This is a genomic window from Paenibacillus sp. NPDC056933 (genome assembly GCF_042674385.1).
Classification (GTDB): domain Bacteria; phylum Bacillota; class Bacilli; order Paenibacillales; family Paenibacillaceae; genus Paenibacillus.
The window spans coordinates 361,577-386,689 of sequence record NZ_JBHUQN010000003.1 but is presented as its reverse complement, the minus strand read 5'-3'; the positions used below and the strand labels follow the sequence as shown (position 1 = coordinate 386,689).

The window sequence follows — 25,113 nt, the reverse complement described above, 5'->3', positions numbered from 1 at the left end:
CCAAATCGAGATTACGGTTACCTTGGCCATATCCTTTTCTCCATAATTAAGATTCGGCATATCAGCTAGAGAACCTGAACGAATTTGAAAAAATAAAAAAGCCACTCCGGGTCAGCGAACCGGAGTGGCTTGAAGCAACTTTTCCTCACGCTTACATCTTCCAACCTTCATCCTTCAACCTCAACCCGCTACTGCATCTAACCTTCAACCGTTAGAGGCACTCGCTTTACCCGGTGCAGCATCGTCCAGAGCAGCACATTGGCCACTATCAGCAGTGCTGCATAGATCCAGATGCCTGCTGGTATCGTACGGATGAATACATGTAATCCCCATAACAATGCCATGAGCGGAAAGACGGCAAATACGAACCAGCCGTCACTCTGCCCGGCCACACTAAAGGATTGGGAGAACGGCGGTTTTCTCAGCAACAGTTTTCCAGACAAGGGGATAAGTGCGGTTGCCACCAACAATACAATAACCAGGTCAGGAAGAATCCGCAGCCCAAAGGTCCACACAAATACGATGGCATTCAATATAAACACGGGCAGAAACATATTGCATAAGAAAGCCTTCAGCGCTCCGCTATATAACACGTTCTCGTTGGCCAGCGGAGCCGCCCGGAAGGTCCAAAATGCCTTGTATTGTCCAGAATATTTTAGCATGATCACAACCGACACAATCAGCAAGAGCACGCTATATAGCGTGTAAAAGAAGGAGCTCTCCCTGAATTCCGCCCAAGAGGAGCTCTGCAACTGGGTGAACCAGAATACATAAGGCAATACAAAAGATAAGCCAACCGAAGGGTATACCTTCAGCTTGAACTCCCTTTCACTTCGCATCATACTGGCAGACAAACGAAAACACGCCTGCTCTTCTCTGGAACGGGAGAATACCTTCGCCATAATGCGGTCCCATCTCCCACGTCTTCGTCCAGAAGCCTGACCTGCATGTGCCATTTTTTCCAGATACAATTCGAAGGAAGGCATCAGCTTCACATACACCAGCAGACTTACCATAGGCACGATCAAAGCAAGCGCCGAAAAAGCATACAGCCATGCATCTCCCCCACCGCTGAACAGCAACTCAAATGCTGCTGCATACCATACCGGAGGCAGAAGTAACTGCCACCAGGCAGGCGTGAACACCATATTAAAATCGATAATGCTGAACGAGCGTATGACCAGCTGATATCCTACAGCAATCCCGATGGAGAGCAGGATCTGCACCATATTAATCATGTCTTTCAGCTTCTCGCCATCCAGAAACTTCATCATGAATAAATAGAACAGGGACGTGGCCACCAGAATTAACATATTAATTAGAATCAGTGCCACCAGAAAAAGCAGGAAAAAGCCGATCCCGTGAGTTATCAATCCCGCGATTAGCGGTGCAGCTGTCAGCGAGCCTGTCAGTAACAGCAGATAGACTCCTGCGTGGATGGCACGAGCCATACCAACGGTACGCCCGTTTACCGGCTTCGTCATGATGATATTACGATCCCGGATATCGAGCAGTACCGAAGAAAAGTCCGAGATCATGGAGGTCATGATCATAAACATCAACATGGCGGTCACAAGACCCATCTGGAGCATGTATTGTCCCGTATCCCAGGCAACAAATGGAACCATAATTAGCCCCATCAGTCCGTATAACCAGAGGGAACGCAGATACAGATTGCCTTCTTTCTGTTCCTTATTGCCACTGCGGGCTGACAATACCGTTGGCACCCTGCGCTGATCCATCTGGAACTTCACCCGTAGAATCAAACGCAGCACATCATAATCCGCTCCCGTTTTGGCGATGATAGGCCGAAAATGATCCAGAATCTTCAGCGTGCGGAAGTCGGAGGAATCCGCCATATCAGTACACCTCCTGCACAATGGACACAAAGCGTTCCGCAATGGCCTGATGCTCATTAAAGCCCGTCAGCTGATTGAATACTTCCTCCAACGAGCCTTCCATGGATTGCTGCTGGAGCTGCTTGAACGTACCATCTGCCATCACGCGTCCTTCGGCAATCAGGACGATACGGCTGCTGATCTTCTCCACCACATCCATGATGTGTGACGAATAGAATATGGTCGTGCCTTTGGCCGACAGCTGTGTCAAAATCTCCTTCACCACCATTACACTATTGGCATCCAGACCGCTGAGTGGTTCATCCAGGAACAACAGATCCGGGTCATGTAACAGTGCGGAGATCAACAGCACTTTCTGGCGCATGCCTTTGGAGAAGGAAGCAATGCGGGAATGATATGATTTCTCCAGTCCAAAACAGTCCATCAACTGCTTTGCCTTATAATCGGCATCCTCATAGGACAACCCATACAATTCTCCTGTAAACGTCAGATACTCTGCCGGGGTTAATTGTTCATATAGCTCCGCGACTTCCGGTACATAACCGATTCTGCGTTTATATTCCACGTCACCGTCCGCAATATCCTTACCAAAGATGCGAACCGTACCCACATATCCCTCAACCAGTCCGAGCAAAATCTTGACCGTGGTGCTTTTACCTGCACCATTCGGACCGATGTATCCAATCATCTCGCCCCGATTCACTTCCAGATCAATACCATTCAGCACATAACGCCCGTTATACCGCATACGCAAGCCTTCAATTGACAGTACTTGTTTTTCACTCACTTCGTTTTCCAGCCCCTGTCCTATCTATTTCTACAATTCTACTAGTTTACCACAGATTGGGATGGAAATGATCGGAAATACATCGCAACATGAGAAATCATCTGGGTATCATCCCAGCACAGATCATTCACGTAACAATGGTGAAAGCATCACAAAACCCTTGTCTCACCTATAGGGGCGGGACAAGGGTTTCTATGATCATTTTTGATCATAACGCTACCTTAAAATAAATCCTTATTGAACCTTAACAATCTGGAAGTGTTGATTCGTACCGCCATTATCCGTCCACTGGATTGCGGCAGCCCCGTCTGCCAGGGATTGCGAAGAAATATCAAGCAGCTTGCCTGTGCTGCGATTCTTCAATTTATAGTAACCACCACCCACACTAACCAACTGCCATTGCTGACTGGCCCAGCCGCCATCGTTCCACTGTTCAATAACAGCTCCATCTGCTGTGGAGCCATTTTCCACACCGATCAGCTTGCCGCTGGATCGGTTGATGATTTTGACATAACCGCCACCTGCATCGGTAATCTGCCACTGCTGACTGCTCTTACCCCCATCTGCACGCTGCTCCAGATCGGCACCGTTATCCGAAGAACCACCGATGACATTCAGCAATTTATTGCTTTTGCGACTAATCAACTGATACGAAGCATTGGGGTCCCATACATCGGGCGTATCCACTCCTGTTACGAAACCCGTAGCTGCATCAATGGTAACACTGCTTGCCCAGTTCATCGCCAGACTGGTTGCACTCGGGAAAGACAAGGGTAGCCAGACATACTTCGAATCCTGCACAGGCCCGTTCCAGGCACCCGCCCAACGATCGCCCATGTAGAGATAGGAGGTTGTCTGTGAGCCTTCCACCGGAAGGACGTAAGTCGATTGGGAACCATAGGTTGTACTATCTCCGAAGTTGCTCAAGCCGCTCCACGTGCCCGTTATGCTGGAGGCAGTCGCATATTTGGCCTGATTCGGATTCCAACCCGTAGCCCCGGATGTAATCAGGAAGTAGACGCCTCCTTTTTTGAACATGGCAGGTGCCTCACGATACTGACCCGGCCACAGCGTCGTTACGAGCGATTCCACTCCAAGAAAATCAGGAGAAAGCTTGTAGATATTCAGGTCGGCATTCACTTTGGTTGCTGAGATGAGATAAGCCGTTCCGTTGTCGTTGTATACCGTCATATCTCTCGAGTCATAGCCAAGCGGACGATAGCTGCCCACATACGTATAATTGCCATCCACCGTACTTGAAGTCGCTACAGCCACTCGGGCTTCACCGTAATCGACTCCGTTTTCCTTGTGCATCCAAAGGACATACTTGCCTGTTGCACTGTTATATATCACTTTCGGGCGTTCGATGTTGGAAATGTTCAACTCGGCTGCCGAGCTGCTGGTGAGCACATCATTGCGATACTCCCAGTTTTTCAGATCTGCTGAACGATATACGGAAACCGCCTTGAACGTTCCATTCGGATTGCGGTTCTCTCCAAACCAGTAATAGTACCCGTTTGCTTTGATCATCCCGCCCCCGTGAGCGTGAACAACATTGCCACTTGTATCCTTGAACTGTACTCCGTTGGTCACACTGAGCGGAGCAGCGGAAGCCTGTTGTCCTGGAGCGACCAGCATACCTAGCGATTGCAGCGCCAAGATTAGAACGAGCAGATAACAAAGTCGATGAGTAAAACGATGCGGATTTGTTTTCTTTTCCAACCGACCCTCGTTCATAGAACATTGCACCTCCGAATTTATTAATAAAGCGCTTACAATAAAATCGATACGTCTCTTCTTCCTCCGATCGATGATGCATTTCATCAATTACCTATCTCTCAGACTGGCTCGGCACTCACCTCCTGATTACGATTGTATCCGCCATCCCCATGCTCGAATAGTGAACAATCCTGCGGAACATGTACGAATACACACTGAACTTACGGAGTGAACAGCAAAAAGACGCTTCATTTGAAGCGTCCCCGCTATATCTACCCTATCGCCTATAATGTAAGCTCTCTAGCTCTTGAGGCACGTACAGGTATACGTTGTTGATATCCGTTTCCTTGCCTGTTAACGCTGCTTCTTAATCTTCGTGGTCAAAGTCCTGATCAAACGACAGCACTTTACCCGTGTTGGCATCGACGTCTACATCGGCTTCGCCGTCTGCTGTTCTCAGTTCCACTTCATAAACATAGCGGCCGTTATCATGATCCAGTTCGATTTTGGTTACTTTTCCACCTGTCACCTGTTTCAGGGCAATGTTCGAAGCTTGGGCCTCTGTCAGTTTAACTTGTTTCGAAGCGGCTTGATTGGAAGAAGCGCCTGCCACAGTGTCATTATAATCATCGTCGTCATCGTAATCTTCATCATCGACTACTGCGAGGATTTTACCTGTATAGGCGTCCAAACGGACGACAACATCATTGCTCCTTTTTTTGTCGATTTCGACTTCGTAGAACGTCTGACCGTTTCTGCGCTCCAGATCCACATCATCCACTTTACCATCGGTTGCTTTCAAGGCTGCTTCTTTTGCCTGTGCGACCGTCAGCAATTTACCTGTGTTCTTCTGGGTCTGTGTTACTGATTGTGTAGTGGACGTTTGCGCAGGCTGTACCGATTGTCCGTTCACACTCCCACTAGCCGCAACGGCTGATCCTCCGAGCAATACCGCTGCCGACAAGCTGCCAATCCATAGTTTATGTTTGTTCATCATTATCATCATCTCCTCGTTATTGTTCTCGTTCTCATCTACAGTTATAGATTAACTTGGACGAATGAGAGTTCAGCGAGAGCCAGATTAGAATTTGATGAGAAAATGAGGAGAACACTCACATTATTCCTTGAATAGCAATGTGCATGGTTTCATACAGAGCTTTTGAACCTACTCGGAGTCCTTAATCTTCGGCCTCATCCCAGGTCACGGACCGAATCGCCCCCGAAATGGCATTCACCTGCACGATGGCTTCCCGACCATCCTCCAGGTCGATTTCCACCAGATAGTACGGATTGCCGCTATTTGTTCCACGAAGCTCGATATCATCCACTTCCCCGGGAACCTTAGCCAGTGCCTTCCGCTCTGCTTCTTTCTCGCTCAGAAATGGAGTCTTGGTGCCTTCCCCTGTCGTCTCGTCGGGTGAAGATGCTTCCAGTGTCTTTGAAGACAGCTTCTCTCCGTTATACGGATCAATGGTCCATTGCTCCTGGCCATTGCCTTTCATCTTTAATACCGCCACATACACCGGGCTTCCCTGCTGCTCGACGAGCTCAAGCGATACCAGCTCGGCATCCGTTTGCTTCAGCAATTCCGTCTTGATCTGTTCCCGGCTCCATAACGTCTTCTCCTCGGCTTGCGGATTGGACTCCAGCCGTTTAATGGAATTCACGGTCGCCGTAACCGCATCCACTTGGACGTCATACAATCCTGTTTCCGAGCGGAGCTGCATGATATAGGTTCCGTCCTTCAACGTGGAATTCACAATCTCTCCCGGATATTGATCCAAGACCGATTGGGCCACTGCATCTGCAGTTAACATCTCTCGGCCTGATTGCCACGGCTTCCACCACATGAACGCTATAAGAACAAATAGAGCCAGCAACCCCGCACCCCACCAAAATGAACGTCTTGGCTTAGCCCATCGGCTGCTTCCGTGTTCTTCTCTCTTCATTTCAGGATGCCCCTCATGCTCTTCCATCATGTTTCCCCCTTGCGCTCTCTCACTTATGATCCGAATTCGTACTGTGTTTACCAGTATATAAGAGAAGAATGAGAATTTCATGAGAGCGGCCTGTTCTGTACGGAAGTGGGCAAAATAATCAAAGCCTCGGTTCCTCTGCCCTCGGTGCTGCTTAGTTCAATACGCGCGCCCACGACTCCTGCAATATCTTTGGCAAGGGAAAGCCCCAAGCCCGAACCACTTGCTCCCCCGCTGCGTGTTCTTGCTGGATCAACACGATAGAAGCGGTCAAACACTTTGGACAACTCTTCTTCCCGCATACCGATCCCCGTATCCACAATCCGTATCCGGCACTCCTGCCCTTTTGCCTCCAGCCGGACTTCAATGGCATTCTCACTATACTTGCGGGCATTGTCCAGCAAAATAAAAAGCATCTGCTTCAGCTTGCTCACATCGCTAACCGCCCATATACTACCCGGATCATCGCAGTGGACTTCCCGATGATAGGCTTCGCGAAACGCACGGGTGGAATCCAGCGCAAGCCGGGTAATATCCACCCGCTCCAGCTGCACATTCCACTGCTCTGGCTGCTTTGCCAGCAATAACAGCTGCTCGGTCATCTCCCGCATGCGCACGGATTCGGACAGAATGGCCTCCACCGCTTCGTCGAATACCTCGGGTCTATCCTTGCCGCGTCGTTGCAGCAGACTGGCATAGCTCTCAATAATGGTGAGTGGTGTTTTTAGTTCATGTGAAGCATCAGAAACAAAGCGCTCCTGCCGCTCGAAGTTGGATTCGAGCAGGTCCATCATGCGGTTGAACGTCTGCCCCATTGTTTTCAGCTCATCCTTCGATCTTTCATCCAGCGGAAGTCGCTTGAACTGACCACTGGACTGGATATCGCTCATTGTGCGAGTCATCTGCTGAATCGGCCGTGTCATCCGGTTCGCCAGAATACGGCTGGAGATGATGGCCGGAATCAGCGCAATGATGGTCACGGCAACAAGAACTGTACGAAGCACGGACAGGCTATTCTCGGTATCTTCAATGCTCTCGGTGACTTGTACATTCACCACTTCACCGTCCGGCCAGATGACGGGCACAGAAACCCAGACATATCCGATTTGTCCAACCTGGGTATATTCGGATTTCTTTTCGCTTTCGTACTTGAAAGACAGCTTGCTCAGCTGCTCCTCTGCTGAGGTCGTCACCGGCGGGGAGCTGGTGCCGTCTTCATTAACGATCCGCAGCATGCCGTCCAGCGGCGCGTAGGCTCGTAACAAGTCGTCCGGCGGAATGGAGCCGGCAGACTGCCGTACTCCTTTTACAATAGACTCGGCCTCGGCTTCGACCCGCTTGATCTCGTTATCGATCGACATTCGTTCAAACACGATGTATACCGACAGGTTCACGGCAATCAGCAGCACGGCGAACAATACGGACGAGTATCCGTAAATTTTGCTGCGCAGACTCATACTTGCTCCTTCAGGACGTAACCAACACCCCGAACGGTATGTATTAAGGGTGGTGTGAATCCGCTATCCACTTTTTTGCGCACATAACGGATATACACATCCACCACATTCGTATCTCCATAATAATCGTATCCCCAGACGGCCTGAACAATCTGGTCCCGGCTGAGCACCTGGCGCTGATTTTGCAGCAGATATACCAACAGATCGAACTCACGCGGGGTAAGCTCAATTGGTTGACCATCCCTAGATACCTCACGGGTTCCTTCGTTCAGCTTCAAGTCACCTGCGGTAAGCCAACCTGTCTCGTTTTCCGCCGTGCGCTCCGCTGATTGCGCCGTATCCCGTGTGACTAAAGAGGCAGAATGGGCAGCGGCCGAGGCTGCTCTCAGACGCAGTGCCGCACGCACTCTCGCGAGCAGCTCTTCGATCCGGAACGGTTTGGTGATGTAGTCGTTGGCTCCAAGATCAAGTCCCGATACTTTGTCTTCCACAGAGTCTTTGGCTGTAAGCATCAGAATGGGCACCGTGGCATCCTTGACTCGAATCCGCCGTAATACCTCAATTCCACTCAGACCCGGCAGCATGATATCCAGCAGAATCAGATCCCATTGACCGTCTACATACATCTCCAGCCCTTCTGTTCCGCTGCCTGCCTTGCCTACCTGATATCCTTCGTATTGTAATTCCAGTTCAAGCAGGCGTGCAATTTTGGGCTCATCCTCGATCACCAGTACGGCTTCATTCATACAGAGCTCCCCCTCATCCCGTCATTCCATTCTCCCGTTATATTACAATACGAATTACAATTTACCTAAGGCATCCTCTACCAAGTCATCCCCTGCGATCAGATCAAAAGCCATTCGATACGTCTTCTCCTCCTGGAGGGAAGCAGCAATTACACGAGCCACATCCTCGCGTGGAATACTTCCCGGTTTCAGGTCTGTTCCTACGGAAATCTTTCCGGTGCCCGGCTCATTTTTCAAACCACCAGGACGGATAATGGTGTAATTCAGTTCACTTGCGAATAACGCCCGATCCGCATAATGCTTCGCCACATAATACGGCTTGATGGCATCCGACCATTTCTCCCGCTGATCTGCCCCAAACGCACTGACCAGAATATATCTGGTAATCCCCTGCTGCTGCGCTGCCTCCATCGTTTTCACCGCACCATCCAGATCAATGAGCAATGTTTTGTCTGCACCCGTAGATCCACCGGAACCCGCTGTAAAGACAATGGCATTATGATCCTTCATCGCCTCGGCCAGATCATCCACGCTGCCTTCCAGATCCCCGATGACCACATTGGCTCCCAGCTCTTTTAATGCGTCTGCCTGTTCCGGTTTGCGAATCATTGCGGTGACCTGATGTTTCCCTTCCTGTGCCAGCTGCTGCACCAGAAATTTACCGATTTGTCCGTTCGCTCCAATCACTAATACGTTCATATTGTCATTCTCCTCTCGGTTTTCCTTTTTATAAAAACCAGCTTTTTATAAAACAGACTTGTCTTTAATTTAAACGAAAGCCGACGCTTCTAAGCGTCGGCTGCTATGTATTACTACTGTTCAGCGCATCTGGTGTGATGCAGATAACACGTCTTTCCTTTAATATACCATACGCCCCATATGCTTTATTCCGAGCGCCTTTGACCCACAATATACGATAACAACATGGATACATCTACCTACCGTCAGGAAATGCATATATATGCCCCTGGGCTAATCATGGCTGCAACAAAAAAGGTACCCCAATTGGGGTACCTTTTTGTGCTGCATGACGTACGGATCTTAGTAAGCCAGTGCAAACAAACCGTGAATATGAGCAAGGTAACGGATGTTACTTGCTTCTTTCATCATGGTCGCTGGCAGACCTTTCAGACGAGTCTGGTTGCCACCGATCATGCCGACAGCATCCTTACGACCCAGACTTCCCAGTGTACCGGAGAATACTGGTGTGAAAGATTCCATTGCGCCACCTTTGAACATTACGCCCAGGTTGTGACCAATGGTTTCACCCATTTGCCAAGCCAATTGTGCTGTTGGAGGGTATGGACGAGCGCCTTCGCTAGGGAAGACCACTGCGCTGTCACCAGCAACAAACACGTCTTTATGGGATGTGGATTGCAGAACTTCCGTAACTTTCGCACGGCCACGATCCACTTCAATTCCGCTATTGGCAACAACTGCATTACCTTGAACGCCGCCTGTCCATACGAGAGTGTTCGTAGGGATCGAGCTTCCGTCTTTCAGCAGAACTTCATTTTCTTTCATTTCGGTAATCGCTACGCCAACGATGAAGTTAACGCCACGTTTTTCCAGACTCGATTTGGCACGCTCAACCAATTCTGGCGGGAATCCTGCCAGGATGGAAGGACCTGCTTCAACTGTATACAGGGAAACTTCTTTGAAGTCGATCCCTTTTTCCTGGCATACAGCCGGAAGAAGGTCAGCGAATTCACCAACAAGCTCGATACCTGTCAAACCACCGCCACCAATAACAAACGTAGCGTCTGCTTTGTTGCCGGATTGTTTGTAAGCATCCAGACGAGCTTCCACGTGTGCACGAATGCGGTTAGCATCGCTAACGGATTTCAGCGTGAAGCTGTACTCCTGCAATCCCGGAATTCCGAAGAATGCCGTTTCACTGCCCAAGGCAACAACGAGTGCATCGTAAGAGTAAGTAGAACCGCTGGTCATGAGAACTTTTTTCTCGTCCGGCTTGATTGTATCCACCGTATCGATTTTCAGGTTCACATTTTTGCCACGCAGCAATTTTTCGAGTGGAAGGGCAACTGCTTTTTCAGCAATGCTTCCCGCTGCAAGACGGTGCAGTTCCGTAATAATTTGGTGCGTAGGGTAACGGTTCACGACTGTAATAGTCGCTTCTTCCGGTGTCAGGTATTGACGCGCTGTCAGCGCAGTCAACAGACCTCCATAACCTCCGCCCAAGATCAAGATTTGCTTCGACATATCCATCCTCCGTTCTTCTAATCTTAACGTTGCTGTTGTTGACGCTCGTTCAGGATGCTCAGGAATGATTGAGCAAAACGCAGCGTTTGTTGTACGTTTGGATCTTTAAGCATTTTGAGCATAGCGAACAAACCAACCGAAGTTTGCTCGGCTTGCGCACGATCACTCGCTTCGATGGCAGCAGAAGCTACACCTTTAGCTTTGTCTACAACAGGCTTAGCAAACTCGCCCATTGCGCTCATTGTGTCGCTGATCAGAACTTTGTCTGTAGCTACGCTTTGTGCAAAGTCATAAGCTTTGGTCATTGCAGTGACCATTTCAGCCAGTTTAGGCAGGTTCTCCACCAGAACGGTCAGAGACTCCTGTACCTCAGGCTTCATCAGTTGATCCAGTACGTCCAAGGACTGGCGCTCGGAAACGTCGGCACCTTCTGTAACCGGCACCTCTTGTTGAGTAGGCGATTGTGACATAAGAGAAAGTCCTCCTTTACTTTGGGATAGAAGTCCGCGACTTTCATGATGCCTGTCAAGCAGAGTCGAACCACAAATACAACCAATACAACTAAATGTACCAAATTTCACACAATAGAATGAGCATAGCCCAAAGGCCGCTCCCACATCATGTATTGTATCTTGGGTCTATTGCGGACAACATGTGTTGACGCAAAACGACAAGCAGGCCGAAACCGAACTCTATACCCCTATATTACACCTCTTACACATGAACATGAAAAAGAAATTTTTTACACTTGTGAAGATATTGTGAACATTGTAACAAAATCGATTTTTTTGTCAAGCTTTGAGCCACGTTAAAACGGCTTACCCTCCTGTCTGGAGATCTGTGTTCCTACCACATGTGGTATTAAGACAAGATCACATATGACCATATGTGCGATATGTACACAAGGAGGGATTTTTTCGATCCAAATATACAGGAATTGTTTTCCAAAATCATGAAATTCATGCAACGAATTTGGTCACTGTCGTTATTATGCAGCCAGGAGTGCAGCCTTATTCCTGAAATGACATCATTTCTTGTTCAAGTATGAACCTATCGCGGCATGAAAGCAAAAAAAGACAGAAAGAAGGCCAGACGGATCGTCCTGCCTCCTGATATATGTTTCACTGTTCTCCCGATCTGATCATTACATTTAGGTCACACCATAACTATTTCCGGGGAATGCTGAGCCATTCCCTCACGCAACGATTCTATTGCAACGACAGCAGCTCGCTCCAATTCCTCCACCTCCAGAAGTATCGAGATAGCCTGATTTTCCTGAAGCTTCCCGTTTGGCTTTCCTCCTTCAGGAAAAGGAAAACACTGCTTGAGCTCGTTTAACCTTTGGGCCATCATTCGATATAACTCTTCAGCCTGAAGACAGAATGGAATTAAGCTGGAATAGCGGGGAATTGAAGCCCATTTTATAGAAAGTTCCCTGAAAAACTCACCGGCATAACGTCTTGCATCCCACAAAACTGCAATGTTATAGGCGTGACCGTTTGGTTCTACCTGTCTGTATTCCAGGGCTTCTCTCCAAGCCGCATAGGCAGCCAGACCACTGACTGTGTTCGGCAAGGTATACGGGTCCTCCCCACGGTAATGAGCCAAAACAGCTGTCAGCGCTGCGCGCAAGTTCATTTCTCGTATCATGCCATCTGATTCCGCTGCCAGTACAAATACTTCCTGATTCACACCCCGGCCTACATGATCATAGGGAATTGACCCTGATTTAATGAAATCAATACCGTATAAGGTCCGTGCGGCATCATCATAGCCATAGATCAATCCGAATTCGGGAATGTTCAGATCCCATACCACAGCCGGAATTCCCCGATGAATGGAGGTACGAATCAAGGAGAGGGCCCGAACAAGCCTTGGATTCAGCAACCTTTTCCCCTTCGCTTTCTCCTCTAGCATCGAAGGATCGACCAGATTGGCATTGAGCCCCGCTTCGCTCGCCAAAGCCTCAACCGCTTGGGAACGATAACCCAGATGTTGCAATCCTCTGGTAAGCACCTCTTTGAAATTATAGGCGGTGGGTCCAGCGATATGTATATCCTGAGGCAGGATGGTCAGACGAAAAGAAAGTCCACTCATCCCCATAACCATGGGGAGAGATGGAGATGAACCGATATAACCTAACATCTCGTGAATGGATGCTGCTGCCGAGTTCCAGGTTTGCGGGTCCCGAAAAGAAAGGGGTTCCTCCAGAATCACTCGATTTTGCCTGAGTGAATGCCACTCTGCCAGCATTTCTTCTACGGATAAATGAATATGAAGCTGCGATACTTTTTTACGTGAACGCGACAGAATTTGATACACATTGGCACTTGTCAGATTGAATTTGCAGGCAATTTCTTGCGGCGACAGCTGCTCCATCCAATACGATGTAAAGACCTGTTGCTCTCTCTCATTCAGACAACCCAGGAGCTTGTGGAGATTGGTCCTCATCTCCTGCTGAACGATAGCTTGATACGGATCATTGCCTTTTTCCTGCGATCTTCGATCGGTGTCATCCAAAAGACAACTCAACGTCATGTCGAGCGAGTCTTGATCGCTCCATGAGGCATCATCAGCTCCATATCCGAATGCAAAGAACGAAGAAAAGTGTTGTTCCCGCTGCTGCTCTCGGCGTTGCATATGTGAATACGCCTGATTACGCATAATGCGCTGCATCCAGGCCATAAAACGCTCGGCATTCTGAAGCTGTCCCATATGAATGAACGCACGAATAAGCCCATCCTGTAAAATGTCCTCTGCGAGATAAGAATCATGCGTAAGTGATCGCACATAACGGAACAATTGCCCCCGGTAACGGTGAATCAACTCACCAAAGGCCTCTGTATTCCCAGCTTGGGCTCGTTGGATAAGCGCAATGTCAGACTTCTTTTGCCGATTCTCGAATGCCTCATCTTCCCCTATCATGATATGGCGATTGTTAGCTAATTCATCCATGTGTATCTCCCTTTCTCATCGCCTTGCTTTACTTAAATTATTCCATCTTCATGATAGCAGCTTGGATCATAGCTTCCGTCTCCGCGAGTGCCACCATAATTGTCGCAGCAGCCTCCCAGTTCCGGGAGACAAGACGGGATTGGCATTCCCCGAATTGGCGGGATTGTGCGTATTTCAAAGCAGAAAGGTCAGGATGGATTGTTTTAAAAAACAAGCCATAATCATGGGCACGACGCGCGCCTACTGGCAGAGCAAAATACACATAATGAGCCCACTCATTACCATCGATTGCTCCAGCACGAACCTGTTCCGCCTTACGTAGAATAGCTGAAGCTCCGGTTCTTCCCTCCTGTGCAGCAATATCATGGATCTGTTCTGTAAGGCTTGATTTGAACCAAGTAAAAGCGCGGCGGTTAATCTCCTCCAGATCAGGCTGTTCAATGCGTTCCGGACTCCACCATCGTCGATACACACCGCTACTCCACGGGAATTCAGACTTCCATGCTTCCTCAAGTTTATCCAGTGTCAGGAAGACATTCGGGAATCCAGCGGGGTCATGCAGGCATATTTCATCGCCTTCCATATTTAACGCCACTACATAATGATCGCAACCACCCAGGTTGGGAGAGTTGGGATTGTAGACGAGTTTGCCCATATCCAGCGGACCCATCATCACAGGACCCTGCTTTAATGCCTCTTTTAGCTCATCTAAAGGCATCTCTGTACCCCGTGATTGCACACTTTCGCGCACACTAAATCCCAGAATGCTCATTGCCTTGCTGATGGCCAGATCAGGACTAGAGGTACAATTATCAAAAAAAAGAATATCTTCCAACGTTCGAAAGGCCCCTAGTGAAAAGCCACCGATGGTTTCAAGCAGACCAGGGTCTACCTTCTCTCCAATGGACGACAGCAATATGGCTGCTGAATTGGCGTAGCAATACGCACCATTTCCAATATAATTGCTCATATCATAACATCCTCTCGTTCGGTTAATGAAGCACGCCTTGTAGCAATGCCTATATTAATACTGACTCTTTCTACGGAGTATTTCTGACAGATAATCCAGAAGTAATTTCTGCCCGCAAGAAAAAGCGAACGTTTAGAAAACGGACATCCCGGTTAATAAGGACTACACCAGAAACGAAGGAGATGTTCGATATGAGTAATTCAACTAGCGATAAAATCAAAGCAGGCGTAAACAAAGCCAAAGGCGAAGTGAAGGATCAAATCGGTAATGCAACAAACAACAGATCCCTTCAGGCTGAGGGTAAGAAAGACAAAGCCAAAGGTGCTGTGCAGGACAAGATTGCTGATATCAAAGATCATCACTAGTTTCATCCGTTTATCGTAAACCGCACGACGATTCGTGCAGCAAATATAGGTGAATGCCTTCCCGTACATGGTGGAATAAACTCCAAAGTGTACGGGGGCGCGAAAAAGCCAAGGAAGGTGTTATTCAATACTCCCTTCCCTGGCTTTTTTTATCTGTCCTAGGCGGTTGAAACGGCGTATCTGGCCATATCGATAATAAAACCCCGCGTTTCTCTTGTCGTATGATATTCACGGCTGAATTGTCTTACCCAATCGGGATGTTCCTGATACCAACGAAAGGTTCGCTTCAGTCCCTGTTCCAATGTGATTTGCGGGAACCAGCCTAACTCTGCCCGTAACTTACCGGAGTGAACCACCAGGCTTGAACCTCTGGACTGAGTGGGTTCCTGCTCCCGAATCTCCTTCGCTCGAATCGTACTGTGAAGGGATTGCAATAGCTCTCCAATCTCTTGCATGGTTGTTCCATGACCTGTGGAAATGTTATAGATCTGCTGATCTTGTCCATTCAGCATAATCTGTTCAATCGCTCGCAGTGCATCGTCTACATACAGGAAGTCACGTACAGCTGATCCCTGAATGTCCAACGGCAGGCCGTCCATAATTCGGCCAAAGTTACGTGGAATAATCCGATCTGGCAACTGCCAAGGGCCATAGAGATTGGTCAACCGAAATATTTTGACAGGAAGTTGATAACATTTCGCGTAGGATAGCGCTAGCGTCTCACATGCTACTTTGGATGCGGAATAAGGGGATACCGGAGCATATTCATCCGATTCGTGATACACTCTGCCCATCGCCCCTCCATACACCTCTACGGATGAGGCCAGTACCACGGGGATATGATGCTCCGAAGCATATTGCAAAATCGCCTGTGTACTCAGGGTGTTGTTACGAAACACTTCTCTAGGGTGATGATACGAGTAGTCTACGTGCGGCATCGCTGCCAGATGAATGATATAATCCGTTTCGTGTGGCAGGTTAAACCTGTCCTCGGCAAGGTCACAGCAGATAAAGGACATCTCATGAAGTGGGGACCTATGAAGAAGTCTCTGACAATAATCATCCTGATCCACCAGGGTGATCCGATGTCCTTTTTGAGCCAAATACTGAGAGAGGTTAAAACCAACAAATCCAGAAGCCCCGGTAATGACAATATTCAAGCACATTCCCCCTTGCGATTTATACAACAAGTTCACTAAAGAGAGTTTATGTTCTGAGTATAACCTTAAAGAGATACATTTTGTAGCATTTCACAACTGTTTTTTGTTCTTCTTCCGCATTAAACGGGTAATGTCATAGGGAGGTGATATTTACGATGAAGGATGAAATGAACAATATACAGATGCTGCTATTCCAGGATGATGGAGTGATTCCCAATCATCCGAGCCTGCCTGTACTTCTGTATAAGGGGATTTGGGCAACTGATTCCTCTCGTGCAGAGACCATGCTGAACCGAAACGGCTGGGGAAACAGCTGGATTAACGGTGTGTTTGACTATCATCATTATCATAGCAATGCTCATGAAGTACTTGCGGTGGTCAGTGGGTTCGTGCAGCTCATTTTGGGTGGGGAGAAAGGACAGAAGGTTTATTTGCAAACGGGAGACGTTGTCGTGCTTCCTGCGGGAACAGGACATAAACGGCTGGAGGCCAGCCCTGATTTTCGTATTGCGGGCGCCTATCCTGCTGGGATGAGCTACAACACACGCACGGGCGAACCAGGGGAACGGCCAAAGGTGCTTCGGGAGATACAAGACGTTCCAATCCCTGATACCGATCCGGTCTATGGAAAAGAAGGGCCCCTGTTAGAATTATGGAATCAAAATAAGACATGAAAGAATCAAGGGACTGCTCCCAGAATAAATGACTTACCGGGAACAGTCCATTCAGTTACTGGGGAAGCCGCACGCTGTAAAATCGCATGGCATGTGGCCTTCCCTCCATCTCAAGCCGTCCCTGTATGATCAGTTGTCGAATACGGTATTCAATGAATGCGTCACCAAGAGCTTGTTCAAGATGACCCAGCACCTCACCTACGACACGGGCTGCTTTTATGAATTCACCGGGCTGTCTGGTCAACGTAATCTCCCTGACCTTCTGCATAATGTACTCGTCAATTCCGTCCTCGGACACGCTTTGAATCTCTCCATCCTTCATTAACCGCAGAAGCCCCGGCTGTACAGCCAAATTCAACCACTCTTGCTCCATGTGTCTGCGTTCCTCCAAAGACGATGGTTCGGCACCCACGCAGTGTCGCCACATGGATAACAACTTCTCGGAAACAATCTCTCCTGTTCTAAGAACATCATGCTGCACTTCAGAAGTATTGAATAATTCTTGGTATAATGCACTTGTCTCGATTAAATAGACAGGGCCCAGCCGGTTACGCAGCAAATACATGGCATATAAAAGTCCTGTTTTCTCATGAGCATTATTCGCATACCAGATCGTTATTCGCGTATCTTCATCAATTGCACTTAATACATTGTTTAATCGAAGCAGCTCCTCCATGCCTTGGACGGCATAACTTCCATGTTCACTCAAATAGAGTTTATCGAGTAGCCAGAGGTGCCTGCGGTATAAATCCGCTTGGTTAGTCAAATCTCCCAATGGACCGATGGCATAGTAGTCATTCATTGAAAAAAACCGCCGATCTGATCGACCGGGAACCTTGCCCATCGCAACCTTAATGCTGCCTAGTGGCGATTCACCAATAGCTATATGAATTTCACGTGGTTTCTGTGCCTCCAATGCCTGCTGCTCCGCTTTCTTCCGATTCCGATCCTCGTCCACCGTCTTGAATATAGACTGTAATTTCGTTGCAAAATGAACAGAATGTTCTTCCGCTGACTGAACACTGACCGCCATATCTGTCCTGAGATAGAGCAAACGCAATAACGAACGCAGCTCTTCCTCATTCATACGGTGCAGCTCTTTATCAAAGTCAAAGACGTTTTCAATCATGCTTATCCCCCTCTAAACAGTAGTCATTTCGATAAAGAACCATCCGTTACAAGCATATCAGTATCTCCTAAGTTTACGAAGAAATGGACTTTCCTGAGGGTTGACTCCGTTCACTCATATCCTCACGATCGGATGACGCACGGGTGAAGTGACGCTCCAGCTTCCGGCTGGCCCACAGGGATACAGCGACAAACAGCAACACGCCGCCCCACCGAACGGGGTGCTCCATAAATTGCGCTACATTAGAACCAATATACGTGACACAGAAGATCATAATGGCCTTACCAAAGCTCACTGCAAGCAGGAAAGACAGCAATCTCATTCGTGCAATACCTGCGGCAACATTGATAATGACGAACGGACCCACCGGGAAAATACTCAGCAAAAACACATAACTGAACGCATTCCGCCGAATCCATACCATGCTGCGCTGCACACGGGGTTTGTTGGCCCAACGTTCGACAAAAGCCGATTTTCCAATCTCCCGTACGATCAGGAATGTAACGGTGCAACCGAGTATCATCCCGATCCATGAATATAAAAATCCTGCCCATAACCCGTACACCGCACCGTTAACCCCAACAATCAGCAGCGTGGGAAGCGGAGGCACGAATGACTTCATAAAGGTAAGCAAAATGCCCGGTAGCGGGCCCAGGGAGCGAAACTTCTCCAGCCAAAAACGAATATTCTCTTCCGTAATATAGGACATGATGTCCAAAGATGCCGGGATCATCTGCTTCCCTCCAATCTATACAGTCAAATCTTTAAAGATTAGGTGTTTATTATAAGATACTTCTAGTAAGTCGATGTTAAGTATCTCTACTCGCTTCTCCTCAGTATAACGTACATATGAACTCTTTACCGTTGTCAATTTGAAGAAATATTCACATCACAACTCTGAAACACAAAGAACACACCCGGACCTGTTCAGTCTTGGTGTGCTCTTCATATCGGATATCCCGCTTGAAACGGATTGTGAGCAAGCCATAGCAAATAAAATTTATCGCTTAGCGCTTATTCCAACTGTGCTTCCTGCATGGCGAGTTCATTCAGTTCTTCCTGATGCGCAGCATTCCACTCGGGAATACCAGAACGCATGAACTCTTCGGCATCCATCGCTGCTTTGGACTGGTTGCACAGATTGCACGCACAGACACAGTTTAGCGGGGTGGTATGGCCGCCTTTGGCTCGCGGCAGAAGATGGTCAATCGTATCCCCATACGATCCACAGAAGTAACAGGTATAGTGGTCACGGGTCAAAATATACCGCTTAAAGTCCTTGTTGCTGAACAATCGGCGAATCGTGTACCGATTAACCACAACAGCGGCCTTTTCCTTGACCAGCGTGACCGCCAGCTCCATATCCACTTCCTGATGCCAGCGTCGTCCTTTGTCCGTCTTGCCGCGCATGCGCACCATGCCTTGCCGGTTAGTCCGAAGCGATGCCGGATCTTCCGGGTCAATTGCTGCAGATACCGCCGGCGCATGACGGCGGGGACGGCTTTCCGTTCCAGCCCCGTGACTGCGGCTGGAATGCGCAGGCGCCCGCTGCCCGGATGATCCGGCACGGGCTGTGTCTTCGCCGCCCGCCTTGGGCGCACGCTCCTTGCGTGCCGGGCGCGGCTTCGACCCGGGCGAGCCAAGCTGACGCCCGGGCGCAGGAGGCGCAGCCTCCATGCCAGCACCCGGTGCTTGGCCGGGTGCTGGCCTTGCAGCGGCAGGCTGTGCTGCAGCCGCTGCGGTTCCGGCGACCGTATGGGCATCGCCACGGTCGCTCAGGGCCGGCGCACTGGCCTCAGCAGCGATGCTGCGGGCCTGGCCGGCGCCGGATGGGAGCGCGGCAGCACGTTTGCGGCGCCGCTTGCGTTTGCGCTTGGCTGCGGTCGGCTGACCCGCAGCCTCTGGCTCTGCTGCCGGGCCTTGCGGCTTAGCCGGCAGCACCGTCTGGGCCGCCGCAGTCTCCTGTTCGGCAGCCTGATCTTCGCCAGCGGCTATCCGCGCGCTGGCACGCTTCGCAGATGGTTCAGCACTCGCTGTATGCACCTGCGAAGCTCTCTCCGTCTGCGGATGATCTATAGTCTGGCTCTCCTCATCCGTTCGCGTGATCGGCTCCGTACGCTCCCTACCTGGTTGTAGCTCCGGGCGCTTCGCCTTTCTCCTTCTTCTCCGCTTCTTTTGGTTGCCCGAAGGCGAAGAGGAAACCGTTGCAGAATCAACCAGGTCAGCCATTTCGCCCTCCACCGAAGAAAACGAACCTATGGATGGCTGCGACTCCATACGTCTTATAGACGCGTTGACTGGTGCCCCATCGACTGCATCGGTGATCCGGGCTGCAGTTTGGTTGGCAGACGCTGAAGCTTTGGCCGTATTATGCCGAGCTGCCGTGGTCCCTTTTGCGGTCTTCAACGCCTTATCTGTCTGCGGGATGGATGGGTTAACATTATCCGCTTGTCCACCGGGCTGGCGACATTGGCGGCAGGCTCCACGTCTGGCTCCGGGACCAGCCCGCTTTCCGGTTCTTCGTCGAAATTCGGACAAAGATCGCTTTTGCCCGCAATACATACATGTCTTGGTCAGTTGCGCTTCATGTTCCGTCATTTCCTGCCGGAAAGGGGCCGAGCCCGTCTCCATGTTGTCACCTCGGTTCCGTATGAATCCGGTTTCTTTCCATTGTATCACATCTGCTCGCGAACACACTCATAGCCAGATGTCTCATAGTCTTTTTCCTTGTATTCCTGGGCTCCTCCACATTCGTGAAGAATGTGTTCAACGTATTCCAATATATCTTGCATCGGTCTCCCGCATTGTTCACATGTTGTCATTTATCTCACCTTGTTCCTGTTGTTTAAGTCGTCGACTTATAAAATGATTGAAATTGCTTCCGCTTTCTCATTACCCTTCGCATATAAAAAAGAAACACTCGTTCGCCATAGGATAGTCCGCTTCGAATCCAAAAAAACCGCTTCCCGCTCAACCCTAAGGTCGACCAAGAAACGGTTTATTATTCCTGTATTGGCTATAAATTTAACGCACATCGATTTGTCCCGAGTTTTGTTGTGGCACCAAACGAGGTTTTGGCTTCGGCAGATTGCCGAAGATGACCCAGGCCAATGGGACAAATCGGGCCGTGAGTCCGACCACGAGCCATGAAGCCAGCAAAGCCACTCCGAATCCTCCGGCATACCAGAGATGAATCAGCCAGGAGACTCCGGTTTGTGGCGGGTAGTTCCGATATACCAGCAGGAAGAACGGGTGAATCAGATAAATACCGAAGGACAGCGCCCCCAGCCGATTGAGCGGCTTAACGATTAGCGATGGCCCTTTGCGATATAGCAAATATGCGATTTGGATCAATACGAGCGCACAGGCGAACGTATGCAGATTCCAGAAAAACTCGTACCACAGCGTGTTATACGTGGCAATTTTCATACGTAACAGATAATAAATATATACATGACCGAGTCCGGCAAAAATCCATACCGCCCACAGCATAATCCATGAAACTACACGAGCTTTGGTTGCATTTTCCCGGCTGATGACAAACCACTGCTTAATCTTCGGAAAATATACCCCGATAAAAGCACCCAGCATGAAGTAAGAGAAGTACGAAAATGCCCAGCTTCCTTTATTCGGCACTTGAAATCCATATTTATTACTGACGATAAATGCCCACTGAATGAGTAACCCGATCAGAACAGACCATTTGACCACCGATGGATATTTCTTAAGCAGCCACAACACCAACGGAAATATCAAATAAAATTGCATATTGATAAATACAAAATACAGATGTGTATATGCCTTGCCCGTGAACAGTTTCGTTATGAAACTCACTGCCGATTCTCCAAACGGGCGTCCCTGATAATGCGTAATATGCAGCAATACAAAGTACATCAATGAAAATATGAAATAAGGCAGTAAAATATAAACGAATCTTTTTTTGTAGAAATTACTTACCAGCTTTTTGTCCAGCGGGCGAGAATAATAGTTATAGAACAGCACAAAACTGCTCATGAATATAAATGTTGGGGTACCATATTTCATAAAGATATTAATAAAGTTGTAAAGCCAATAATACCCCGAACCTGTCATGTCCGCCGTTGCAAACGAAGTGGAATGCACACATAGCACGCCGATTATGGCCAAGGCACGTACCAGATTCAGCTCTGGAATTCGCTCTCTTTTGATGGTTTCACTCATGTTCTACGCTTCTCCTTCATGTGTTCGTCAATATGTCAGATATGACTTAGTACGATAAGCTCTCTATCTATTAAAAGGCATAATGCTTAAGATGGGTAGTCCAATTTCTTAAAATATTCTAAATTCCCAACAATTTTCATCGTATTTTCATGTCTATATATGTAAAAAAAGACCGCTATGGCGCGGTCTTAGGCACATTTTGAAACTTTATACATTTTTGTTGGTTCATCGGGCTGAAAATGGAAAATCTCAACCTTTTAGTCCCATCCCTGTTATGTGATCCGAAGCTCTAAGCTCTAATGGCCTCCTAACGATCGGTCTGACGGCTGGCCAAAATTTGTTTATACACGTCAATCGCTGCATGGCGAGATGCCTTCAGATCAACGATTGCATTCTCCCTTGGCAAATGGATCTCTTTGCTGTGCAAATCCTTCAGACCTGGCAACCATTTGCGAATATAATCCCCTTGCGGACCATACTTCTCTGACTGTGTTACAGGATTGTTCACCCGGAAATATGGAGCTGCATTCTCACCCAGGGAAGCACACCATAACCAGTTTCCCCGGTTCTGTATGTTGTCATAGTCCCGCAGCTTACGCCTGAAATACGCCTCACCCAATGTGAATGGGCATTGCAGATTTTTGGTCAGGAACATGGCGGTCAGAATACGGAGGCGATTCGGCATATATCCAGTCTCATTCAGTTCCATCATCGCTGCGTCGATAATTGGAATGCCCGTTTCGGCTCTGCACCACCGTTCGAAGTGAAGATCACTGAGCGCGGACAGATCGTAACTCTTTTCATATGTAAAGTAGTGACTCTCATACACCGCACGATACAGATAGAAGTCACGGAAACATAGCTGTCTGATCCATTCACCCGCTTGCTCCTTGCGAATCGCTTCATCGTACAGCTTGCGGATGGATACAGCCCCTACAGCTACATAAGAGCTGAGATGACTTGGTTCATATGCCTCATATTCATCCCGATGGTCGCCATAATCAGCGATCCTGTCGGACAGGAAGCCCTCCAATAACCGATGGGGGTCACTCGAGTCCGATACATTGAATGTTAGTAATTCTTGCGGTACACGAAGGGAGGCTGGCCATTCGATCTGCTGATCGCTGACCTTCACATCGGCAACCGTTGTTGTCGAAGGGGGATTGGGATGCTCATTCATGAATTCTACCCACCTACGATGGAAGGCAGCAAATACTTTATAGGGCTCAGCCTTTCCCGTAAAATCAGCAAATCCCGCCAGATCCATCAGCAGATGATCCGTCAGCTGCGTAAAAGTCACGCCTCTCCCCTCGGTCACTTGGCGTATTCCACGGTCACGCTCGAAAGCATACGGGGTCATGTCCCGATGTACAACGACCTCGTCTACACGCCCTTGCAGCTGGTCGAGGACATCATCAACGACCTCGGCTGGTTTGCCGTAGGCCACATGCAGTTTGCATCCTGCCTCCCGGTACTGCTCACCAAGCTTCGCTGCATGATGGAGAAAGTTGACACCACTGTGTTCCTTCTCACGGTTCTGCCGCAATAGAAATGGATCATAGATGAGTAGATGCAGACTTTCCGCTTCCTGGTTCCGTAAATAATCAAATGCAACCAGATCATCCGTACGCAAATCTTTGCGATGTATGAATAACTTCATGCCGTATCCTCCTGCCCGAACTTCCGTTTACCGTGCCATCAGCTTCTCATAAAGTCTGCTTGTTTCCGGCTCCGGTTGATGTCCTAGATCTTCAAGCAGAGTCCGTGTGAATGAATCGTACAATTTGAGTATGGCTTGCTGATCATCCAGTGATGCATACACATTCATCATTAACCGGCAGATTTCTTCGGCATAAGGCTCACGTTCCAATAGTTCACTCAATTGTTCAATCGATTCCTTACCCTGTCCTTGATTCATATTCCATTCGGCGAGGTCCACGACCAGTCGTATATATTTACGTCTCAGTTCTCTCGCTTTGGCTTGAGCCCAGCGATAATCATGTTCCTCCAGATAGTCGCCGCGGTAGAGTGGAACGATATCTTTCAGTTGAGCCACATTATCTGGCGTAATTGCAGCATACGCTGTCCCTTGTTCAAATTGCTCCACATCACTCACCAGATTGCCTGCTAGCAGACGATAGCGATTCATATTGTATTCCAGCTTACCCGTCATGCCCCATTCCTTCAGCAACTTGCGGATCTGATAAACGGACGTATGCAGATGGGTTAACCCTTTCTCTTGGGTGACATCTGCCCACAACTGATCAAGCAGAATCTCCTTGCTTACCCATTCCCCTCTGTGATGAAACAAAAATGCAAACAGTTCCTGTGATTTGGTTGTGCGCCACCTGTGTTTCTGCGCTTTCTCATCCAGGGTTCTATAGATATCCAGATGTTTAAAGGTAAGCAATCCGGGCACATGGGTATCCACCCCGTCAACCTCTGGTTGTGAAACCTGTACCTCGGTGGTTGCAGCAGCCGGGGCAGACAGGGGGATTATGCTGGCGACAATTCGATCGATTGTTTTGGCTAGTCTTGTGGAGCTTACCGGCTTTAATACATAATCCAATGCATGCAGTTCAAAAGCTTCAATCGCATGATCGGCATAAGCCGTTACAAATATAATGCGAATGGTGTTATCCAATTGCTGTATATATTCAGCCGCTTCCAGTCCATTCATTTCCGGCATGCCAATGTCCAGAAAAACAACGTCCATGCGCTCTTTTGCCAGAAAATCCAAACCTTCACGGGCTGTTAAAAAACACTGCACGGGTGTAATCCGTCCGTCTGACCGTAACAGGCGCTCCAGATGGAGCTGCGCCGGCTTCTCGTCATCGATTACAATGGCTCTCACGGTTCTTCCAGCCTCCTGCCATGAAAATATTCATAAGAA

The 25,113-nt window shown here is 48.7% G+C and carries 20 protein-coding genes and 1 pseudogene; 2 read left to right on the top strand and 19 right to left on the bottom strand.

Features of this window, described 5'->3' with window-relative positions; translation table 11 throughout:
• Positions 1 to 197: 197 nt before the first annotated feature.
• From ACFTRD_RS21960 to ACFTRD_RS21905, 12 genes are all read right to left on the bottom strand, one after another.
• On the bottom strand, positions 198 to 1,859 hold the full coding sequence (locus tag ACFTRD_RS21960; RefSeq protein ID WP_379383730.1) for a hypothetical protein: 1,662 nt from the start codon (positions 1,857 to 1,859) through the stop codon (positions 198 to 200).
• 1 nt (position 1,860) lies between these two features.
• On the bottom strand, positions 1,861 to 2,646 hold the full coding sequence (locus ACFTRD_RS21955; protein WP_379383729.1) for an ABC transporter ATP-binding protein: 786 nt from the start codon (positions 2,644 to 2,646) through the stop codon (positions 1,861 to 1,863).
• 234 nt (positions 2,647 to 2,880) lie between these two features.
• Positions 2,881 to 4,383: an RICIN domain-containing protein gene (locus ACFTRD_RS21950; RefSeq protein WP_379383727.1), complete on the bottom strand. Its 1,503-nt coding sequence runs from the start codon at positions 4,381 to 4,383 to the stop codon at positions 2,881 to 2,883.
• Between the two features lie 349 nt (positions 4,384 to 4,732).
• On the bottom strand, positions 4,733 to 5,362 hold the full coding sequence (locus tag ACFTRD_RS21945; RefSeq protein WP_379383725.1) for a PepSY domain-containing protein: 630 nt from the start codon (positions 5,360 to 5,362) through the stop codon (positions 4,733 to 4,735).
• Between the two features lie 181 nt (positions 5,363 to 5,543).
• Positions 5,544 to 6,344, bottom strand: coding sequence for a PepSY domain-containing protein (locus ACFTRD_RS21940; protein ID WP_379383723.1), 801 nt, complete (start codon positions 6,342 to 6,344; stop codon positions 5,544 to 5,546).
• A 77-nt stretch (positions 6,345 to 6,421) separates the two neighbouring features.
• The gene (locus ACFTRD_RS21935; protein ID WP_379383721.1) at positions 6,422 to 7,798 is read right to left on the bottom strand and encodes a sensor histidine kinase; all 1,377 of its coding nucleotides are present in this window, start codon (positions 7,796 to 7,798) and stop codon (positions 6,422 to 6,424) included.
• Positions 7,795 to 8,544 (bottom strand): response regulator transcription factor, encoded by a 750-nt coding sequence (locus ACFTRD_RS21930; protein WP_379383719.1) that lies wholly within the window; start codon positions 8,542 to 8,544, stop codon positions 7,795 to 7,797. Before ACFTRD_RS21930 ends, ACFTRD_RS21935 begins: the two co-directional genes overlap by 4 nt.
• 54 nt (positions 8,545 to 8,598) lie before the next feature.
• The gene (locus ACFTRD_RS21925) at positions 8,599 to 9,243 is read right to left on the bottom strand and encodes an SDR family oxidoreductase (protein WP_192271726.1); all 645 of its coding nucleotides are present in this window, start codon (positions 9,241 to 9,243) and stop codon (positions 8,599 to 8,601) included.
• A gap of 342 nt (positions 9,244 to 9,585) precedes the next feature.
• Positions 9,586 to 10,767, bottom strand: a complete 1,182-nt coding sequence (locus ACFTRD_RS21920) for an NAD(P)/FAD-dependent oxidoreductase (protein WP_062322892.1) — start codon at positions 10,765 to 10,767, stop codon at positions 9,586 to 9,588.
• A 23-nt stretch (positions 10,768 to 10,790) separates the two neighbouring features.
• Positions 10,791 to 11,237, bottom strand: coding sequence for a DUF1641 domain-containing protein (locus ACFTRD_RS21915; protein ID WP_192271728.1), 447 nt, complete (start codon positions 11,235 to 11,237; stop codon positions 10,791 to 10,793).
• A gap of 685 nt (positions 11,238 to 11,922) precedes the next feature.
• Positions 11,923 to 13,722: an RNA polymerase sigma factor gene (locus tag ACFTRD_RS21910; RefSeq protein ID WP_379383716.1), complete on the bottom strand. Its 1,800-nt coding sequence runs from the start codon at positions 13,720 to 13,722 to the stop codon at positions 11,923 to 11,925.
• Between the two features lie 37 nt (positions 13,723 to 13,759).
• The gene (locus tag ACFTRD_RS21905) at positions 13,760 to 14,692 is read right to left on the bottom strand and encodes a cysteine peptidase family C39 domain-containing protein (protein WP_379383714.1); all 933 of its coding nucleotides are present in this window, start codon (positions 14,690 to 14,692) and stop codon (positions 13,760 to 13,762) included.
• A gap of 191 nt (positions 14,693 to 14,883) precedes the next feature.
• Here ACFTRD_RS21905 and ACFTRD_RS21900 point away from each other — a divergent pair, with 191 nt between their 5' ends.
• Positions 14,884 to 15,057 carry a CsbD family protein gene (locus ACFTRD_RS21900; RefSeq protein WP_192271734.1) on the top strand — a complete coding sequence of 58 codons (174 nt, stop codon included), beginning with the start codon at positions 14,884 to 14,886 and terminating at the stop codon, positions 15,055 to 15,057.
• A 158-nt stretch (positions 15,058 to 15,215) separates the two neighbouring features.
• Here the strand turns inward: ACFTRD_RS21900 and ACFTRD_RS21895 are convergent, their stop codons facing one another.
• On the bottom strand, positions 15,216 to 16,217 hold the full coding sequence (locus tag ACFTRD_RS21895) for an NAD-dependent epimerase/dehydratase family protein (protein WP_379383712.1): 1,002 nt from the start codon (positions 16,215 to 16,217) through the stop codon (positions 15,216 to 15,218).
• A 155-nt stretch (positions 16,218 to 16,372) separates the two neighbouring features.
• On the opposite strand from ACFTRD_RS21895, the gene ACFTRD_RS21890 reads away from it, so the two are divergent.
• The gene (locus ACFTRD_RS21890) at positions 16,373 to 16,891 is read left to right on the top strand and encodes a cupin domain-containing protein (protein ID WP_379383710.1); all 519 of its coding nucleotides are present in this window, start codon (positions 16,373 to 16,375) and stop codon (positions 16,889 to 16,891) included.
• A 55-nt stretch (positions 16,892 to 16,946) separates the two neighbouring features.
• Here the strand turns inward: ACFTRD_RS21890 and ACFTRD_RS21885 are convergent, their stop codons facing one another.
• From ACFTRD_RS21885 to ACFTRD_RS21860, 6 genes and pseudogenes are all read right to left on the bottom strand, one after another.
• The gene (locus ACFTRD_RS21885; RefSeq protein WP_379383708.1) at positions 16,947 to 18,020 is read right to left on the bottom strand and encodes a DUF1835 domain-containing protein; all 1,074 of its coding nucleotides are present in this window, start codon (positions 18,018 to 18,020) and stop codon (positions 16,947 to 16,949) included.
• A 73-nt stretch (positions 18,021 to 18,093) separates the two neighbouring features.
• On the bottom strand, positions 18,094 to 18,753 hold the full coding sequence (locus ACFTRD_RS21880) for a TVP38/TMEM64 family protein (protein WP_192271740.1): 660 nt from the start codon (positions 18,751 to 18,753) through the stop codon (positions 18,094 to 18,096).
• A 281-nt stretch (positions 18,754 to 19,034) separates the two neighbouring features.
• Positions 19,035 to 19,472: pseudogene (locus ACFTRD_RS21875) on the bottom strand (HNH endonuclease); the annotation flags it as partial.
• Between the two features lie 1,572 nt (positions 19,473 to 21,044).
• Positions 21,045 to 22,220 (bottom strand): acyltransferase, encoded by a 1,176-nt coding sequence (locus tag ACFTRD_RS21870; RefSeq protein WP_379383706.1) that lies wholly within the window; start codon positions 22,218 to 22,220, stop codon positions 21,045 to 21,047.
• 307 nt (positions 22,221 to 22,527) lie between these two features.
• Positions 22,528 to 23,880, bottom strand: coding sequence for a cryptochrome/photolyase family protein (locus ACFTRD_RS21865; RefSeq protein WP_379383704.1), 1,353 nt, complete (start codon positions 23,878 to 23,880; stop codon positions 22,528 to 22,530).
• Positions 23,881 to 23,907: 27 nt separating this feature from the next.
• Positions 23,908 to 25,074, bottom strand: coding sequence for a response regulator (locus ACFTRD_RS21860; RefSeq protein WP_379383702.1), 1,167 nt, complete (start codon positions 25,072 to 25,074; stop codon positions 23,908 to 23,910).
• Positions 25,075 to 25,113 lie beyond the last annotated feature (39 nt).